This window comes from Algoriphagus resistens (genome assembly GCF_001442615.1).
Taxonomy (GTDB): domain Bacteria; phylum Bacteroidota; class Bacteroidia; order Cytophagales; family Cyclobacteriaceae; genus Algoriphagus; species Algoriphagus resistens.
Window position 1 is genome coordinate 143,254 of sequence record NZ_LMXN01000009.1, and the last position, 19,377, is coordinate 162,630.

General features: G+C 41.6%; 16 protein-coding genes. 9 read left to right on the forward strand and 7 right to left on the reverse strand.

Going from position 1 to position 19,377, the window contains the following annotated elements; genetic code table 11:
* Nucleotides 1-4: 4 nt before the first annotated feature.
* From AS141_RS16300 to AS141_RS16315, 4 genes are read right to left on the reverse strand one after another with little or no spacing between them, the layout of a single operon-like run.
* Nucleotides 5-838, reverse strand: a complete 834-nt coding sequence (locus AS141_RS16300; RefSeq protein ID WP_057938746.1) for a hypothetical protein — start codon at nt 836-838, stop codon at nt 5-7.
* A 3-nt stretch (nt 839-841) separates the two neighbouring features.
* Complete coding sequence (locus AS141_RS16305; RefSeq protein WP_057938747.1) at nt 842-1,792, reverse strand: Smr/MutS family protein; 951 nt, start codon at nt 1,790-1,792, stop codon at nt 842-844.
* Nucleotides 1,789-3,087, reverse strand: a complete 1,299-nt coding sequence (locus AS141_RS16310) for a cryptochrome/photolyase family protein (RefSeq protein WP_057938748.1) — start codon at nt 3,085-3,087, stop codon at nt 1,789-1,791. Before AS141_RS16310 ends, AS141_RS16305 begins: the two co-directional genes overlap by 4 nt.
* A gap of 39 nt (nt 3,088-3,126) precedes the next feature.
* Nucleotides 3,127-7,644, reverse strand: coding sequence for a translocation/assembly module TamB domain-containing protein (locus AS141_RS16315; protein WP_232424948.1), 4,518 nt, complete (start codon nt 7,642-7,644; stop codon nt 3,127-3,129).
* A gap of 89 nt (nt 7,645-7,733) precedes the next feature.
* Between AS141_RS16315 and tsaD the strand changes: the two genes are divergently transcribed.
* From tsaD to AS141_RS16345, 7 genes are all read left to right on the forward strand, one after another.
* Nucleotides 7,734-8,747 (forward strand): tRNA (adenosine(37)-N6)-threonylcarbamoyltransferase complex transferase subunit TsaD, encoded by a 1,014-nt coding sequence (tsaD, locus tag AS141_RS16320; RefSeq protein ID WP_057938750.1) that lies wholly within the window; start codon nt 7,734-7,736, stop codon nt 8,745-8,747.
* 2 nt (nt 8,748-8,749) lie between these two features.
* Complete coding sequence (gene smpB / locus AS141_RS16325) at nt 8,750-9,217, forward strand: SsrA-binding protein SmpB (protein ID WP_057938751.1); 468 nt, start codon at nt 8,750-8,752, stop codon at nt 9,215-9,217.
* On the forward strand, nt 9,180-9,977 hold the full coding sequence (locus tag AS141_RS16330) for an SH3 domain-containing protein (protein ID WP_057938752.1): 798 nt from the start codon (nt 9,180-9,182) through the stop codon (nt 9,975-9,977). The genes smpB and AS141_RS16330 overlap by 38 nt, the downstream gene beginning before the upstream one ends.
* Before the next feature lie 3 nt (nt 9,978-9,980).
* Nucleotides 9,981-10,490 (forward strand): HNH endonuclease, encoded by a 510-nt coding sequence (locus AS141_RS16335; RefSeq protein WP_057938753.1) that lies wholly within the window; start codon nt 9,981-9,983, stop codon nt 10,488-10,490.
* 85 nt (nt 10,491-10,575) lie between these two features.
* Complete coding sequence (locus AS141_RS16340; RefSeq protein ID WP_057938754.1) at nt 10,576-11,010, forward strand: hypothetical protein; 435 nt, start codon at nt 10,576-10,578, stop codon at nt 11,008-11,010.
* 262 nt (nt 11,011-11,272) lie between these two features.
* On the forward strand, nt 11,273-11,437 hold the full coding sequence (locus AS141_RS26050) for a DUF1328 domain-containing protein (RefSeq protein ID WP_082632333.1): 165 nt from the start codon (nt 11,273-11,275) through the stop codon (nt 11,435-11,437).
* 89 nt (nt 11,438-11,526) lie between these two features.
* Nucleotides 11,527-12,249, forward strand: a complete 723-nt coding sequence (locus AS141_RS16345; RefSeq protein WP_057938755.1) for a DUF502 domain-containing protein — start codon at nt 11,527-11,529, stop codon at nt 12,247-12,249.
* A 120-nt stretch (nt 12,250-12,369) separates the two neighbouring features.
* On the opposite strand, the gene AS141_RS16350 is transcribed toward AS141_RS16345, so the two are convergent.
* From AS141_RS16350 to AS141_RS16360, 3 genes are all read right to left on the reverse strand, one after another.
* Nucleotides 12,370-12,699: a DMT family transporter gene (locus AS141_RS16350; RefSeq protein WP_057938756.1), complete on the reverse strand. Its 330-nt coding sequence runs from the start codon at nt 12,697-12,699 to the stop codon at nt 12,370-12,372.
* Between the two features lie 135 nt (nt 12,700-12,834).
* The gene (locus AS141_RS16355; RefSeq protein ID WP_198293562.1) at nt 12,835-13,434 is read right to left on the reverse strand and encodes a ribonuclease HII; all 600 of its coding nucleotides are present in this window, start codon (nt 13,432-13,434) and stop codon (nt 12,835-12,837) included.
* A complete protein-coding gene (locus tag AS141_RS16360; protein ID WP_057938757.1) occupies nt 13,406-16,081 on the reverse strand; it encodes an MGH1-like glycoside hydrolase domain-containing protein in 2,676 nt (891 codons plus the stop codon). Before AS141_RS16360 ends, AS141_RS16355 begins: the two co-directional genes overlap by 29 nt.
* Before the next feature lie 307 nt (nt 16,082-16,388).
* Between AS141_RS16360 and AS141_RS16365 the strand changes: the two genes are divergently transcribed.
* Nucleotides 16,389-16,757 carry a BlaI/MecI/CopY family transcriptional regulator gene (locus tag AS141_RS16365; protein WP_057938758.1) on the forward strand — a complete coding sequence of 123 codons (369 nt, stop codon included), beginning with the start codon at nt 16,389-16,391 and terminating at the stop codon, nt 16,755-16,757.
* Complete coding sequence (locus tag AS141_RS16370) at nt 16,754-19,363, forward strand: M56 family metallopeptidase (protein ID WP_082632334.1); 2,610 nt, start codon at nt 16,754-16,756, stop codon at nt 19,361-19,363. The genes AS141_RS16365 and AS141_RS16370 overlap by 4 nt, the downstream gene beginning before the upstream one ends.
* Nucleotides 19,364-19,377 lie beyond the last annotated feature (14 nt).

A 19,377-nucleotide genomic window follows, 5' to 3' on the forward strand; every position in this document is an offset into this window, starting at 1 on the left:
TTTATCACCTCAATATCTTCTCAAACAACTCATGGGCTTGGTTTTCAGCTAGGGAAGAGAGGTTTGTCTTTTGCTCCTTTAGTTCTTTCAGCCAATCCAGATACTTTTTGCCAGCCTCAGGTTTGTCTCTAAGGAAATGACTTAGGGATTGCAGGGAAAGCTGGTTGGAATACCACGGCTTGAGATTGTCCTTTAGCTCAGCTATTTCCTGATGGATAGAATTGATGAAAATTGGGTTGAAGCCTAAATTCATCAACAAATTCTCGAGCATGATTATCGTACGCAAGCCTTCAAAAGTATCCTTCAACGCTTTGCTGTCCATCGGTCCTTTTTTGTCCAGCTGGAAAAATTCTAATTCTTCCTGGATGATCTGATTTACGGCGGTATTGATGGTCAAGGGCTTGATTCCTCTGCTCGCCTTTAAAGCTTTGCCGTGAAAATCATCCCAGCTTTTTAAGGTGCTGCCAACGATCAGATCAAAAGCTTCAGTATAGAGCTGTTTTTTGTATTTGTCGAGATGGATTCTATAGCCGTTGTATTTAATTCCCAGTCTCTGCTCCCGGTCATTCAGGCTTTTTTCTGCCAATTTGAAATGATGGATTTTCCTCAGGCTTCTCTTCATCATTTTGAAATCCGAGAAAATATTAAAATTCAATCCTTCAATATCGAAATGGATCTTTGCCATCAGATCGGCGTAAAGCTCCAGAAATTCCATTTTCCCGAGGAGCTCAAACACTTTCTTTGATTTGATCTGCTTTCCCAAGGTCAAGAAAAGTGCCTTAGCCTCTTGGTGTTGCGTTTCAAAAAGCTGAAAGACAGGTGATACTTTTGCCTGCATAGATTAGGAGATTCTGACCAAAGTGGCACCGTAGCCCCATTGGTCTTTTTGCGTATCCTGAAAGTACTTAATATTTTGATGCTGGCTTAGTCGCTTATGAATTTCTTTGCGAAGCACACCATTTCCAATGCCATGGATGAATGTGATTTCATCCATTCCCGAAGCTATCGCCTGATCTAGATTCCTTTCAAAAGACTCCAGCTGGATGCGCAGCATCTCCGAATTGCTCATTCCCTTGGGATCTGTAGCCAGCTTTTCTATATGTAAATCGATGGATCTGGATGGTTTGACTGGTATTGAGACTACAGATTTGGGATTAATTTGTTCCAATTCCTGATTGAGCGCACGAATATCAAGCTCTTTGGTAGTCTGCTCCAAAGCGAAAAGATAGGCTGTCTTATCCAGTCGGGGCGCTTTGCTAAGATGCTTGAAGAACTGGGTTGGCTTCATCTTCAGCTGCCGCTCAAAAGCTGGTTTTGCCTTCTCCAGCGTGTTGTGAATCGGGATAAAACGGAGCAAAAATGCTGGCCACTCATCCATTTCCTTCAGCAATCGATCATCAAATTTCTTAGCATCACCAGGATTTAGCACAGCAGCAAGCAAAGTGCGCTGATTTTCCCCAAATACCTCCGAAGCATGGGCCAAATAGGCCTGAGCGCTGTCATTGATCAGGTAAAGGCTAAGACTTTGGTCGTTGATAGGAAGGAATGCCAGGTAAAGTCCCTGATCCTTTGGACCGGAAATAGGCATCGGTGTTTCACTTTCCTTTTCTTCTACAGGCTTATCTCCAAAGTGTTTCTTTTCAGATTCGTGGATGAGAACCAGCTCTGATTTCATAGCGGGAATGATAAACCCATCTTCAATTTCTATCTGTATTCTTCCGCCGGAAGAAATCTTGCGGATGATTCCTTCTTCGTTTCCATGAAGTAATCTTACTCGGTCTCCTATATTCATTGGTTGAGAGCTGATTTGTAGGTGTCTATTGCACGTTGCCTAGCAAATTTATGATCTACTATCGGTTTTGGGTACTTATCCGAGTTTATTTCTGGAATCCATTTTTTAATGTACTTCCAGTTCTTGTCAAATTTCTCCTGTTGGGAGCTTGGATTGAATACCCGAAAGTATGGCTGGGCATCTGTACCCGTTCCTGCTGCCCACTGCCAGCCGCCGTTGTTGGATGCCAATTCATAGTCGAGCAATTTCTCTGCGAAATAAGCTTCCCCCCAGCGCCAATCGATCAAAAGATGTTTGGTGAGAAATGAGGCGACTATCATCCGTACACGGTTGTGCATGTATCCAGTGGCATTTAACTCCCGCATTCCAGCATCAACAATGGCATATCCTGTTTTCCCCTCGCACCAAGCCTGAAATTCTTCTTCGTTATTTCTCCAGGGTATTCGATCATAAGCCGGTTTGAAAGCCTGATTTACAACCTGTGGATTGTACGTCAAAATCATCATGTAAAATTCCCTCCAGATCAATTCATTCAGGTAAGTGGTGTTTAGTTCCGAAGCTTTTAGCACCAATTTTCTGATGGAAATAGTCCCAAAACGCAAATGGACCCCTAGTCTGGTAGTACCATTCTTGGCGGGGAAATCACGGGTTTCATTGTAATGAAAGATGATTTCCTCGTCAGCAGTTTTTGATGGAATGGAAACATCACTTTTTTCAAAACCGATTTCCTTTAAAGTAGGTACGTCGAAAGCGGTCGTTTGAAGTAGGTTTTTCCAGTGCATGGGTTGGTAGTCTTCGATTTTTTTAGGATCAAATTTGCTCAGCCAAACTCTGCTGAAAGGAGTGAAGACCTTGTAGAATTCCCCTGTGCCATTTAGTATTTCCCCGGGTTCGAAAATCAGTTGATCTTTAAATGCATGAAATGGAATTTCTTGTTTGTGGAGCAGTACCGCTATATTTTCATCCCGGTTGTTGGCATATGGCTCATAATCCCTGTTTGTATAGACCGCTTGGATCTTATAGTTACTTAATAGCTCCTGGTAAACGGTTACCGGATCGCCATATTTAACTAATAGTGAGGAACCTTTACTTCCAAGTTGATTATGGATCAGGGTGATTTGATCATGTATAAATTCTACACGTGCATCCGCTTTATTCTCTAGTTTGTCAAGAATATTTTTATCAAAAATGAATAGTGGTAAAACATTTTCACTTTGATTAAGCGCTTGAAAGAGTCCATGATTATCTTCAATTCTAAGGTCTCTTCTAAACCAAAAAATGCTGATTTTCTCCATTTCTTTTTATAAAACAAATCCGTAGAAGGTACCAATTGTTTAAAATTTCCCTTCCTCTAGCATTCTAATTTTTCGCTCTCGGTCAAGAGAGTCCAGTCTTTCTTCAATATTGTCCAACTGTATTTGTTTCCATTCCTGTTTATTTTCAAATTGATAGCGTAGAAAATCATCTTGATCGTTGATGATCAATTTCTCATTTTTCTTTCTGGTTATTTTCTTGAAAAGCTCTGAAAATGAATTGAAAGAAACACTTTGTGATACAGCTACGCCGTATGTTGCTACGTTTTTGGAAAGAGACAGCGAGGTAAATGTATTGAAGTTGTTTCTGTTGAAAATCCGTATTCTATATACCCCATCTGCTGTAAGCATGTATTCCGCCTGCCAATCGCCGATGATGGAAGATGGGCTTGCATCGCCCTGGTTATTGGTGAATCCGCCGTCTCTTGACACGCGAAGACGTCCATCTAGGAAAGTATATGCAACACTGAGCTGGAAGGTTTCCAGTGCATTTTGATCCAAACTGGCCACATCCAAATCTACTTCCAGGTTTTTATCCACTTGGCCAAGGAAACTGTTGAGTTGGGAGGAAAGTAATTGACCTAAACTGGAAGAGATCGTTGAAACACCCGAGAATTGACCCTCCGGGGAGAAGGAGCGTGTCATGATCACAGAAAAGACCTGTCTATTCATCTCCTGTTCATCGTTGGCAATTTTGTTTTGGAAAGAAGAGATAGTTGTCTGCGTGTCACCACTCGAAGGGAATTCAGAGAAGTCAAAACCAAAACTGATATCAGGAGACAGTAACTGCCCGTCCAGATTCAGCAATACTTTGACCGGGTACCTGCGGTTGGAGGTGGAACTTTGGTTTTCTGTTGTCGCCGTATTTAACAAAAGTGGCTGTAAAGAAACGTTTTCGATATATTCTGCCGAAATATCCATTATCCCGGTGTATGGATCCCCATACCAATTTATACGTCCCCCAGGCTTAATGCGGAATTGCTTTTTCACCACATTGTAAAGGGAAAAATTATACATGCCCTCGGTGATTTCGTAGGTGCCGTTCAGTGTGAAGTTGCCCTGCGTATCCACATTCATTGTCAGTACACCACGACCTCGGCCTGAAATACCTTCCTCCGTCCGTGGGTCAATGATAATCTCTGCGTAAGCATCAGGGGTGATGTCCAGTATGAAATTCATCCTGACATTCTCTATTTCCAGTCTGTTGATCTCTTCGGCGATTTGTTTGATGCGTACCGTGTCCTGGATGTTGATCATGTGAATGAAATCTTCCTGGGCTTGGTTATTGTTGCTTATGAGAGGGATATAGATTCTGGTGTTGGGTCGACTGGTGGCCCGGGCGTTGATATCCATATTTGTGGTAGTTCCCACCACTTCAGCCGTTCCCGTTACGAAGGCAGTACCATAGAATGTCTCATTATCCTTGTCAGTGGTATTCATTACCTGAAGGTTATTGAGATTGGCTTTGATATTCAGCCGGATATTATTAAAGCCCTGATGACTTATCCCCCCGGTAAGAGAGGCTCCATTTCCAAAGAGGTCTTTGAGTTCCATCTGCTGGAAACTTATTTGGGTAGGCTTAAAAAGGATGTTCCCATTGAGTAAATAGGTAGTTTTGAGGTAGTTTACGGTTAGTTTCCCATCGTTTACCCTACCTGTTCCTTCGATTTGAGGATTAAAAAGGGTTCCACTCAAATCCATTTTTCCAGAAACTGTGCCGCCCATCTGAGATACATAATTGGATAAAAACGGCTCCAGTATAACAAGACTGGCATCATTTAGTGTAGCATCCATGTGCAGCTCCCGATTTGTATTTAGCATATACCCGCCAAGATTAATGGTCTCTTTGCCTTGATTTACATTGGTCAGCGAGACTTGCAGTCGTTCTAAATCCAGGTTGGCCTTAGCACTCATGTCCCCAATGGGAAACTTATTGATGGCGACATCATTTAAGCTGAATTCACCCCGCATCATGGCTTTGTCCAGCAGATGATCAAAGGAGATCAAGCCATTTGCTACGCCGTCAAAGTCTTGGGGAAAAAGCGTGTTTAGAAGGTCGACGTTTACATTGTTTACTGACAGGTTTAGTCTATCGTCAGGCTGAGCGCTGGCTTTTCCCTGTAGGGATATTGATTGGTTTTCGTTAAAGAGCTTTAGGCTGTCCACCTGAATTAATCCGGGTGTGATAGTGATCAGGTTGAGAGAGTCAAATTTCCATTCCCGATCTAGTAATTTCAGAGAAGACGGGGCAAAAGCGAGTTGGGTATTTTGGTTGGCAAAGCGGGCTGAAGCATTAATCTTGACAGCACTTTGCGTGGAGTCTTGATCCAAGGTGAAGTCAATGTCCATTTCGTCTTTGTCCCAAATCGCCTCAAAGCCAAAATTGGTAAACTGAAGGGATTTACCCATTTCCTGCGTTTTCGAATAAACGTAGAAGGAGGCTAAAATATCAGGACTGTTGATAAGTTTGGAAGTGTTGAAATCAATGTTGATGTTTTGGGCGGCATTGTTTTTATATTTCAGGCTATCAATGCTGGTGAAAAAGTTAAAGACGGTATTTTCCTGTGTTTGGTAGAAAGCCCCTTCCAGGACCATATTTTTTGAAAGGCTTAGATCAGGCTCAAAAAGCTGGACAATCGGGTTGATATTGATCAGACGGAGGTTAAGATCAAGATTATATATTTCCGAGAAATTTCTTTCCAGATCTGCTATGGGCTGTTCCTCATTTAAGATAATGGCAATGTATTGTTTGAGCAGGATGTCCAAATCTCTCCCCATTTGCTCAAGGTTGAATTGTCCTGAAGCAGCTGCAACCAGGTAATCAGAATTAATCGACATTGTCCGGGTACCTCCCGCAAAAAGCGATTGGAAGTTGAAATCTCCTACATTCAATTGCCGATCCTCGTAACCTACCAAAATATTTCGGAATCGAGCAATCCCTTGAATATCATCCAACTCTATTCCTTTGACGTCTATGTCCAGATTTCCACTGATGAAAGTAGCCTTGTCAGCGAGATTCAATCGATCAAGAAATGCCGTGTCAATTTGCAAACCCATCCGCACTGAATCAGTGGACTCACGGAGGTTTAACTCTCCATTGGCATTGATTTTTAAGTTCGGATCATTTACAGCCAGATTCCCTCTAAAGAGATCCAACCCGTAAGTAGCATCGGTTTTAATGTTAGTATATACGTAGTTTTTGAAACCAAATTTTGTAACATCTGCATCTACATCAACTAATAAGTTGTCGATGGAATTCCCAGTCGTATTTACTTGCCCCTTGAGGCTTACTTTCTGCAATAGTTCCCTGTTTTCGGCGATTATCCCTAAATCAAGATTCTGCGTGGTGATATTCGACACGACAACGGGAAGTCCATCTGCCAAATCAAAATTAACTCTGCCGGTAATATCTCCAATTGACGTTTTAAAGTCTCCGTTGGTATCGAATCTGCGCAAGTAGCCAGCAAAGTCTGCTGTGAGGCGAACCGTATTGAATTTATTGATCTGACTGGAAACTGAAGAAGGCAAGTAGGGAGCGAGATCTTTGGCAAAGATTGTCGAGTTTTTTAATGAAAGATTGATGTAGGTGTTGGCTATATCGGGCAAGCCATCTAGTCTAAAGGCCCCAAAGATTGCGGTCTTTTCCCCAAGTCTAATTAGTAACTCTTCTGACCTAATATCTGATACGGGCCCGGCAATTTTTCCTGAAAGGTAGATTTCATCGTCAATAGCGGGAAGAGAGGGAGCAAATAGCTTCAGATCTCCCAAATCAAGCTTTGTCTCATCTAGATTGGTTATGATTACCACCTCTTCCACGAAATTGGAAAATGCGGCAGGAGTGGCATATTCAAACCTTAGGAAGTTTTTGATATGGCTATTGACAGACTTTAAGCTGAGTTTGTCAAATTCCATAAATTCCCTCGCATAGGTCATATCAGTTTTGAGCTCCACGATCTCAAAACCTGAAGTGAGCTCTGTTCCTGTTAACATTTCTATATTTGCCCCAATCTCAGGTCCTTCGAGGTAAAAGTCAGAGGCATTCAAAGTGATATCAGAAAAACGTAGCTTACTGTAATCTAATCCTTTGGTGAGTGCATCGGTGATTTCATTGACGATATAGATTTCAGAATTTCTCAATTCCACTGAATTAATTCGAAACTGGGTAGGCTTGGAGCTTTTACTGCCTGTACTGAACATGTTTGCGAGTTCCTCCACCCAGATATTGATATTCATGGCAGAATCGCCCTCATGAGTAAGCATGTGGAGCTTTGCATTCTCCATCCGCACAGCATTTATTGTTGTGATTCCCGGAGGGATCAGTGAGAGTAACTCAAAATCCGCATTGATCTTTTTTGCACCTATCATCAAGCTATCCCGATGATCGCGGATGACAACGTCATCCAGTTCCAGCGCATCCCACCAGGTAAGTCTGATCTTTCCGATCTCTGTGTGAAAAGCGGAATTGTCGTTGAGAACTCCTGTGACTGTGTTAATTACCTTATTCTGGACCCAGGAGATCTGGAGACTTATTGCTACCAAGGTAAAAAGTATCAGCAATGAAAAGACTATCCATAGTAACACTCGAAACGCGTTGTGCAAAAAATCCGTAACTTTCGCGTTCTTTTCCAATGGGTACCAACGATATCTTTATTCTAGCAATTGAATCCTCGTGCGACGAGACCTCTGCGGCTGTTATAGCTGACGGCAAAGTACTTAATAATATTGTCGCCACACAATCTGTTCACGAAAAATATGGAGGTGTAGTTCCTGAATTGGCCTCACGCGCACATCAGGAAAATCTAATCCCAGTGGTTCAGGAGGCCATTTTATCCTCTGGCATTTCCAAGGACCAACTTTCGGCGGTTGCTTTCACCAGAGGTCCTGGATTAATGGGATCGCTTCTTGTTGGGGTTAGCTTTGCGAAAGCATTTGCCTTCGGGCGAAACATTCCTCTGATCGAAGTGAATCATATGAATGCACATATACTGGCGCACTTTATTGAAGATCCTAAGCCAGATTTTCCATTTATTTGCCTGACCGTGAGCGGTGGACATACGCAGTTGGTTTTGGTCAAAGACCACTTGGACATGAAAGTGATAGGAGAGACGCTGGACGATGCGGTAGGAGAGGCTTTTGACAAAACAGCTAAACTATTGGGTCTGCCGTATCCGGGCGGTCCGCTTATTGACAATTATGCCAAGGCTGGAAATCCCAAAGCTTTTCAATTTCCTATTACCCGCATGCCTGGATTGAATTATTCCTTCAGCGGGATTAAGACAGCAGTATTGTATTTCCTTCGGGATCAGCTGAAGGATAATCCAAAGTTCATTGAGGAAAATCTGTCTGATCTTTGTGCTAGCATACAGTATTCGCTTGTGGAAATGTTGCTTATCAAGTTGAAAGCTGCGGTGAAGGAATATGGTGTGAAAGAAGTCGCCATCGCCGGTGGGGTATCTGCTAATTCAGGATTAAGGGAAAGCTTGAGCCGCCTGGCAGAGCAAAAAGGATGGAACTTGTACATTCCAAAATTCGAATACTGTACAGACAATGCCGCCATGATAGCCATGGCAGCACATTATAAATACCTGAAAGGAGAATTCTCATCTATGGATGTCACTCCTCTCGCAAAAATGAAAATCTAAGCATGGCTAAGGATAATAAGTTTGACAAAGTCATCAATATCAAGAATAAAAAGGCAAGTTTCCAGTTTGAATTTGTGGACACCTATGTGGCGGGAATGGTGCTGAAGGGCACTGAGATCAAGTCAATACGTGAAGCAAAGGTATCGCTGACAGAGGCTTTCTGTATTTTTCTGGACGGCGAGCTCTATGTCCGCCAGATGCACATCGCGCCCTATTCAATGGCTGCTAGTTATAACCACGTGGCCATTCGTGATAGAAAGTTGTTGATGAGCAAGAAAGAACTGGATAAACTTGAAACTAAGTCCCAGGAAAAAGGGCTGACTATCATTCCTGTTCGTATATTTATCAATGACCGGGGAATGGCAAAAATGGAAATTGCACTAGGTCGGGGAAAAAAAACACACGACAAACGACAGGATCTGAAAGAAAAAGATGCAAAAAGAGAAATCCAGCGAATGGCCTTTGATTGATGCTTTTGGGATTTGCAGGCAAACAATTTTGCCACTTTACCGCAAACCTACTTTTGATTCGGCTATGGTCACTCAGCTGCTTTTTGGGGAATGCTACCAGATTATAGCGATGACCTCAGATCAACAGTGGTTTAAGATAGTGAATGAAGATACTGGGATCGAAGGGTGGATTACCACACAGGCACTGAAGGAAATCCCCGAATCTGATTATTACAATTTTCTAAATACAGACTTTCAGGTCGTTACCAGTCCCATCGCAGCTATAGAATACCTTGGGACCAATCTTTATCTACTTCCCGGTAGCAGGCTCCATTTCTCAGACTTGGAGCTTTTTAATTGGCAAGACCACATAGGATTCACGGGATCGGTACGTAGTCATGCATTGAAAGCTGACAGAGCACAATTGATCGATGTAGCGATTAAGTATGTAAATGCACCGTATCAAGCGGGAGGAAGAAGCATATTTGGCCTGGACGAGTGTCAGGGCTTTGAATTGATTTTTAGCATAGCTGGTTATACTTGGAAGTCCGGACAAATTCCTGGCAGAAAAATTGATCCCGAGCTCGTTTTGCCGGGTGATTTATTTATTTTCAGGGAACTTGAAAAGAAGCAAGTGAAATATGCCTTGTATCTTGGGGCGGAAGAGGTATTTTGGATGGACAATAGAATAAAAGTATCAGACTTGGGTGAATGGGAAGCCTTCTTGCGGAGCAGTAAGGATAAACAGGTGGAGTTGGAAACTCGGTCAATAGTAAGTTAACCTATGGAAAAGAGGGTATTGGTATTGAATTTAGATCATTCTCCCGTGGCGGTAGTTTCACCACAAAAAGCCATTGTCCTGCTTCTTCTGGAGAAAGCAAACTGTCTCTCCGTTTATGAGTTGCTTCAGATCCGTACGGTCAGCCGAAGTTTTGAATATCCTGCAGTAATTTGCTTGAATCACTATAAAAATATTCCGTATCGTGGTGTGCTCCTGAACCGTGTCAACCTGTTCCGAAGGGATCGGGGAGAATGTCAATACTGTGGAAGCAGAAGGCAGCTTACTATTGATCATGTAGTGCCGCGATCCAAAGGCGGAAAGTCCAACTGGACAAACCTGACCACGGCCTGTCACCGATGTAATGTCTTGAAAGGAGACAAGAGCCCCGAAGAGGCTGGTCTAATCATGCAAACACAGCCGTTCAAGCCTTCTTTAGCCTATTTCTTATCTGAATATGCTGAAAAACAAGCAGAGGAATGGCTGCCTTATTTAGCCAGTAAAGTGATGCATTGAAGGACATATACTGATCAGGTATTAGTTTGGTGCAAGTTCGATTTCCTATTATCTATTCTGGCAAAATAATTGCGATAGTCTGGGTATGTATCTTTCGATTATCCCCACTGTTTTGCTGGCTTTAGTACTGCAAACCACCCAGATTAATTTTCAGCAGCTTATTGGCACTTGGCAATTGGTACGCTTTGATGCCATGGATCAATTGAGAAATTCTCCCCAGTATAAAAATGCTGATGCAACTATGCGTGCTGGATTAGAGTACAAGATCCAAAACCGACTTGAAAATACAGTCTATAAATTTGTGCCTGGGGACAGTTTGAAATTTACGGATTATGTGAGACAGGAAGTGGTCCAGAAGCTGGCGAAAATAAAAATCAGTTCCGAAAATGTATTGACTATAGATACAGGGACGCAAACAAGAGAAGCTAAAATCTTAGAATTTAGCAATGATCGTATGGTACTGGAACCGATCAGTGATAAACCTGGATCAGGAAAACTGGTATTTGAAAGAATCAATTAGAAAAATAAGAATCACTAGTCAAAAGGTTATGAGCTGTCAGGTGATCTGATAACTCATTTTTTTTTTTTTTTTTTCACCGGGATTTTTCCACCGCTGACCATAGGGAAGTAGGCTCTGCCGTATTGCTGATATTGGGGTTAGTATTCCCCAAGGTAATTCTTTATTGCCACGAGATTTAAAGTTCAAAAGGGGTATAAGATCAGTGAGGGCAGTTGGTATGGTTTTGTAGCACTTTTTATTGAACCATCAACCACTAAATGCTATGATACGCTGGATATTGATTTTCTTAGTAATTGCACTTATTGCTGCAGTTTTGGGATTTGGAGGAATAGCCGCCGGAGCAGCTTCTATCGCCCAAATTATCTTCTATATTTTCTTGATTTTGCTAGTGATTTCCTTAGTAATGCATCTTTTCAGGAGAACCTGATTTGTAGAAAAGAAAACAAGAGCAATCTATTGGTCGCACCATACCTAATCAATAGGATTGGTGCTACTTTAAAAACAATATCCATTACTATGAGCCTAAAACCTATTGTCCCAACGGTAATAGAAGAAAAATCTAAACGAGGGGTTATCCTAGATAGCTTATTGCAGGGATTTTTAATCTTACTGCCGATCACTATTGTTTTGATTCTTGTTTCGATTGTTTTCAATTTTATTTTTGGGATAGTAGCACCTATTAGCTCAGCTTTGGACTCAGGAGCTGACGAACCTCATTGGTTGATCAATTTTCTTTCGCTTGCTATATTTTGTGCCTTTGTATTCTTTATAGGACTGCTAGTCAGAAATAAAGTAGGAAGGGTTTATTTCAAAAGCTTTGAAAGGAAATATCTTACCAAAATCCCTCTTTACAACTTAATTCACCAGACAGTATATCAGTTTGTAGGACTAAAAAAGCTTCCATTTTCGGAAGTTGTGCTTCTGGATCCATTTAGGTCAGGAACTATGATGACTGGGTTTATAACAGATCAAATTGATGAAAAACTCTATACTGTTTTTGTACCTACAGCTCCTAATCCTACCAACGGCAACATTTATCACGTGCCGAAAGAGTTGATAACTTTTTTGAGTGTAAGTACACAAGATGCTATGCGTACGGTTATGGGTATGGGAACAGGTACGGCCAGTATGTTAGCTGGCATCGACCTTTCGGAGATAATCACTGAGGGCAGTGCTCAGCAAATCAAAAAAAGCCAACCAGATGATAGCCTGGATGGAATGCCGCCTCTTCCTGTTTAGGTACTTTATCCAGAACCTTTAAAATAAGCCAGATTTGCAAGAAATTGGATATTAATAATCCGAAGCATCGCTTTTCGAGAAGTAAGATGGATTAACCTATAATTGAAAAAACCAAAGTTCTCAATGGGATGAAACGAATTTTAAGCCAATGATAGATCCTATAAGCGTTGCCATAAAAAAAAGCCGCCAGAATTCTGCTGACTCCTTGAACACAAAAATCCCTACTAAGACTGTGCCTACCGCACCTATTCCTGTCCAAACTGCATAGGCTGTTCCGATAGGAAGCGTTTGAGTGGCTTTGATCAGTAGGAGCATGCTGATTGTCAGGCAAATGACAAAACCGGCATACCAACCATAGACTGCCATTCCCGTCGCATGTTTAGCTTTGCCTAAACATGAAGCAAAACCTACTTCAAATAATCCGCCGATGATCAATAATATCCAGTTCATTGTGAATGAGGGGTTTCAGGAATTTTACAGGTGTGCAAAGATAGAAAAACGCAGGATGCTATAAGATGGTTAGGCTACAAACAATCTGAAAGGCTATTTTTTAGAATCGAGATAATGATTTTAGGGTGATTAAACTCAAAATATTTCAATTTGCTCCTTTAACAATCGGAAACTCTTCCTATGCCAGATGCAGTCTCCGTGATCCTCGATTCCTGATCTATGCGCTTTGGTAGGGTAGCCAGCATTATGCTCCCAGGCGTAATGGGGAAACTCTGCGGCAAGATTTTCCATGAATCTGTCTCTATAGACTTTGGCAAGGATAGATGCCGCCGCGATGCTTGCATATTTTCCGTCACCCTTGATAACGCAGGTATAGGGTAGGCGAAGAGTAGATTTGAAGCGGTTACCATCAATAAGCAGATGTTCAGGCTGGATTTTAAGACCTTGAACTGCTCGGGTCATAGCCAGAAAGGAGGCATTCAGAATGTTGATTTTGTCAATTTCAGCCACACTCGATTCGGCAATTTGCCAACAAAGCGCTTTGTCTTTGATTTCTTCAATTAGGTCTTCCCGCTGCTTTTTGCCTAGCTTCTTTGAGTCATTGATCCAAGGATTGGCATAATCGGCAGGCAAAATCACCGCAGCAGCTACTACAGGTCCAGCCAGACAGCCTCTTCCCACTTCATCACATCCTGCTTCTATTCTGTTAGCTTCTAAAAAGGGTTTTAGAATCATGGTGCTGTTCTTCTCTGATTTTGTGAAATTTATGAATCATCTCAGCCACCAAACCTGTCCAGCCTGTCTGGTGAGATGCACCCAAGCCTGCGCCAGAGTCTCCATGGAAATACTCATAAAAAAGAATGTAGTCCCTGAAATGCGGATCTTCCTGAAACTTTTTATGGCTGGCTCTATATACAGGCCTATTACCATTTTCGTCCTTCATAAAAATCCGCATGCAGCGGAGTGATAATTCTTTGGCAATGATATCCATAGTCATGTACTTGCCCGAGCCCGTAGGATATTCAATAGAGAAGTCTCCTCCATAGTAGAAGTCAAACTTCTTCAGTGACTCAATAAGCAGGAAGTTGATAGGAAACCAAATCGGGCCTCTCCAGTTGGAATTTCCGCCAAACATGACCGTATCAGATTCGCCTGGAGTGTATTTTACGGAGAGGGTTTCTCCTCCGATTTTCATCGTGTATGGATTTTTTTCGTGGTATTTGGACAGCGACCTAATCCCATAATCACTCAGGAATTCATCGGAATCCAACATTTTCTGCAAAACACTTTTCATCCTATGTCCTCTCAAAAGTGAAAATAGCCTACGCTTGTCATAGCCTGGCTGTATCCAGCTGGATACAAGAGCTGCCAACTTAGGCTTTTCTCTAAGGAAAAAATCCAGCCGTTTTTTGAACTCCGGAAGGTTTGCAAAGAGATCTTCCCGGATGGGTTCCACTGCGAAAAGAGGGATTAGGCCTACAATAGAGCGTACTTTCATTTTGCTGGGCTCTTTGCCTGGAATATGAAAGACATCATAGAAGAAATTGTCTTCATCATCCCACAGGGAAATGTGCTCCTCGGAGATATTACTCATAGCCCCGGCAATGTAAAGAAAGTGCTCAAGAAACTTGGTTGCAGTGAATTGATAGACCGTATTGAACTCGCATAGATCAAGTGAAATACGGAGTAAGTTCAAAGAAAACATGGCCATCCAAGAGGTAGCATCAGCTTGTTCCAGTTTGCCGTGGTATTTCTGTGCATGGCTTCTATCGAATACAGATATATTATCCAGGCCAAGGAATCCACCTTCAAATATATTTTTGCCATCGCTATCTTTCTGATTGACCCACCAGGTAAAATTTAGCATCAATTTGTGCAGCGCCCTTTCCAGAAACTCATGATCGCCTACACCATTATTTGCTTTTTTATCAATCTGAAAGACCCGCTGGACTGCATAGGCATGCACAGGTGGGTTTACATCCGAGAAATTCCATTCATAGGCAGGAATTTGCCCATTTGGGTGCATATACCATTCATTTAACAAAACAAGTAGCTGGTCTTTAGCGAATTCTGGGTCTATTCTGGCAATTGGGATGGCATGAAAAGCCAGATCCCAGGCTGCATACCATGGATATTCCCATTTATCAGGCATAGAGATGATATCATAATTTTGCAGGTGACGCCAATTGCTATTTCTGCCTTTTTTTCGGGCCAGAGGTGGGACGTACCGGCCTGTATCGCCTTCCAGCCAGCGCTCAACATCATAGTAATAGAATTGCTTTGACCACATCATACCTGCATAAGCCTGTCGCTGGATATTTACTAAATCATCGTCAGTCACCCGTTCCTGGAGCGCCGCATAGAATTCATCCGCTTCAGTTTTGCGCTGCTCAAGGCATGTATCACAGATTTCTAGGGGGCTATCTTCCTCCTGATGCTGAAGTCTTAGCTTTACTTGTCTGCTTTCCCCCGCTGGAATGGTGATCTCATAGATAGCGGCTGCCTTTGTCCCTTGATCGGCAGGATTGATGTGACTGGTGTCACCCTGGACAACAAAGTCGTTGATCGCATCCTTTAGAAATTTTTTCTCATTTCCAATGTTATAGATTCGTTCACGATTGGTTTCATTGTCACAAAATTTCAGATCAGGATTTCCATCAAACGTGATAGAATAATTTCCTGACTTTGGATTGAAAGCTTTGATGGTATTGTTACTGGTCTTGGTGAGTTTGGGCATAAAGGGTTCGTGCCCGGTAAACCAATTCTTGCGAAACCAAAGGGTAGGCATCACCCAGATTTTGGCTTCTTCGGGACCCCGATTGTGAATCGTAGCTACCGCAACGATGTCTTCTATATCTTGCTTTGCATACTCGATAAAGATGTCAAAGTATTTATCCTCATCAAAAATCCCTGTATCTATCAGCTCATATTCAGGATCTAATTTACTTCTCCTGCTATTTTCTTCTAAGAGATTTTGATATGGAAATTCTGCTTGAGGATACTTATAAAGCATCTTCATGTAGCTGTGCGTAGGGGTGGAGTCCAGGTAATAATAGATTTCCTTTACATCCTCCCCGTGGTTGCCCTGATTACCGGTCAACCCGTATAAACGCTCTTTAATAAAAGGATCCTTTCCATTCCAAAAAGCCCAGGCCAGACAAAATTTCTGCTTATAGTCAGAAATCCCACCGATTCCTTCCTCTCCCCATCGGTAAGCTTTGCTACGGGCATCGTCATGGGTTACATTTTCCCAAGCCGAACCATCAGGACTATAATCTTCTCTTACTGTTCCCCATTGTCTTTCGGTGAGGTATGGCCCCCATTTCTTCCAATGTTTGATGCGGTTCCTATCTTCTTGTAATCGTATATTTTCAGCGGACATGTAAATTCTCTCTAGGGCAATCCTCGAAATTATCAATTTCTATTAATTATCACTCGATAAACCTAGATCCGTTTAGAGTTTCGGAGGTTCTTTTTATGATTTATCAATTAATTCCCATTTCCTTTAAATGGATGAAGGTTCTGAAAATCAGGATTTTTACCCGTTTTGGATAGTTAAATTGATGACTTAGCTCACTATTGGTCTGCTTGAACCTTCTTTTTATAAAAATTAGCGTTAATTTTTTCATCTACATTTGTAGATGAAGTTTTTTATTCTACATTTGTAGATGAAAATTAACTGATCGACTATGAAATTATCCAGAGCAGAGGAGGAATTGATGAACCATTTGTGGCGACTAAAACGGGCTTTTATGAAGGATCTTATGGAAGCTTATCCAGATCCCAAACCTGCTTCCACCACTATTTCCACACTATTGAAGCGTATGCAGGACAAGGATTTTGTGGGATATGAAGCGAATGGGAAGCTCCGTGAATATTTTCCACTGGTGACAAAAGAAAATTATTTTTCAAAGCACCTAAAAGGCCTGATCAAAAACTTCTTTAATGATTCACCTGCACAGTTCGCTTCTTTTTTTACGAAAAAGGCAGAACTCTCCGAAGAGGAGTTATTGCACCTGAAGAGTATCATTGATGACCAGCTAAATCAGAAAAAATGATCCCATACCTAATCAAATCCGTAGCGTGCCTACTTATTTTGCTGTTGGTGCATCGATTGCTTTTACAGCGGGAGACCATGCACAGATTCAACCGATTCTTTCTCTTGTTTTCGGTAGTTGCATCCTTTCTTATTCCAGCTTTTACGATTGAGGTTACTGAGACAGTAGAAAAGGGACAATTTGTGAAAGAGCCAGTCCAACTAATTGCTGAGGAAAGTTACTATGAACCTATTACTGAAACGCAAATTGATGAAGCTGTCCCAGTCGCAACAATAGAAGAAGCCCAAACTCAATTTAATTGGGAATACCTATTATTTGGGCTTTACGGGCTGATTTCAATCATTTTCTTATATCGATTTGTACGCAATATTAAGATTTTGGTCAATAAAATCCAGCGAAATATTAAGATCAATTATCGTGGTCAAACGCTCGTGCTACTGAAGGAGGATTCCCTTCCTTTTTCCTTCCTCAAGTACATTTTTGTAGCAGAATCAGATCTGGAGGATGGCAAATTCACAGATGCAGTTTTTACACATGAATGTGCACATGTCGAAGAAAAACACAGTTGGGATAATCTTTTCCTGGAAATACTGCTTGTGCCGTTTTGGTTTCATCCCGGCTTGCACTGGGCCAAGGCTAGTATCAAGCTAAATCATGAATTTATAGCTGACGAAGTGGCTTTGCGTAGCACTCCCTTAGAGAAATACGAGAGCCAACTACTTGCTATGATGCTTTCTGAGCAGAAATATGGCTTGGCTAGTAGCTTGAATTTTTCATTGACCAAAAAACGATTTGAAATGATGAAGAGAAAATCAGTAGGCGGAAATAGTTGGATCAAATTATTAGTCCTAGTACCGATACTGGGTGCCTTGGTGTACTTTTTCAGTGAACGGGTAGCGGCGAGTCAGGAAGGTATAAACGGACTGAGCGAAGTGTATATAAACAGGTCAAACCAACTTTATTTAGAAGAAACGGATTTTGACTTGACCTTTACGCTAAGACCAAATGGTGAAATTCTTTATAAAAGCGAATTGTATGGTTTGGGATCAGTAAAAGAGCTGATTCTTGAGACTGAAAACTCATTGGATGCTGTAAAAATTAATTTGGTGACAGAGCCCGGGATTTCAATGGGAGATTTGAGCGATTTTAAAGCAGTTTTAAGAGACTTGGATATTCGACGAGTTCATTACGTTGACTCCGGGAGAAAAGCAGGTGAGGCTCAGGAGGAACAGAAAGCAAAACTTTACAGCGGTGTTGGATTTCTTGTATATGCTGATAAAATGCATTATGAAAACAAAAATTACTCGGAGCTCACAGATAAAGAGCGGTCTATGTTATTATCACCACCTTTGCCACCTCCAGGAATAAAAGAAGATAGTACAGTTGCACCTTCTTTTGAGAATGAAAGGGAAAATGATGTTTCTAAAATTCCCCACAACGCATTTGCTCCTAATGTCGACCCTTATTTAACCTACAATTTATTTACTGAGTCATATGTAGAAGAAGTGACAAGGCTAAAAAATGCTAAAGGAACGATTACTATTACACCTGCTGCGATTTGGTTAGTGGATCTTTCAAAATATGCTGATCCAGTAAGCTACTTTTCTCAAAAGTTAACCGAATATGATAACCTGAGAAATGGCAAACCTCATTACATTAATAAATCCGCAAAGGAGCAAGCAATAGTTGATGCGTTGTTTTATGAATTAACAGCAATATATTTCCAGTTTGACAAAGGAATGAGATCAGAATTATCGTCACTTCTGGGTTTTCCATATTATCCTTTGAATCCTCCATATTATCCTTATATCAAGCTAGTTAAGGATGGGGAAATATATTACAAAGACTATGATCAATTGAATGACGATGAGCGAAAGTTAGTACCACCACCACCGCCAGCACTACCAGCTAGGAAAACTACTGATGCAACAAAAAATCCTGCTGATTACAAGCGAACTAATCCTGTTGTCGATCAGAAAAATGTAACAGCAAGCAAATGGCCTCCCGCAGTAAAAGCTGCCAGAATACAGCAGGATTTACAATCCTATATAGATGCCCATGCAGCCTACGAAAAGCTTCGAAAGCAAGCTCCGCATTTTGTAAAGAGAAGCAAAGCTGAGCAGGATAAGCTCTCAAAAATGTACTCGGATTTGGGGAGTATGTATCTCCAGGTTACATTCCATGACAAGCCTAAGGTAAAGCGACCTGTTCAACCTTTTGTGCCATACATAAAATTGGAATCGAATGGCGAAGTATATTACAAAAGGGGAAGGGATCTAACTGCTGAAGAGCTTAGTAAATTTCCTCCGCCGCCTCCGCCACCTACACCTGAAGAACAAGTAGAGGCTTACAAAAAAGTCTTTTATAATTATGAGTTGATGCGAAACAAAGGTAGAAACGATGCTTCCCTATCCATGGAAGAGCGTAAAGCTATGTTTATAATGTACAACGAGCTCCAGGTGAGATTTCTCTCTATGGGCACTTCAGAAAGGAGACAAGTGAAAATGGTCAATTTCCCTTACTACCAAGTAGAAGAAGATGGTAAGGAGGTTTTCAAAGCTGTAAGTGAGCTCACTCCAGAGCAAAGAGCTTTCCACAACTGTTAGCGTGTCTGGCTTAT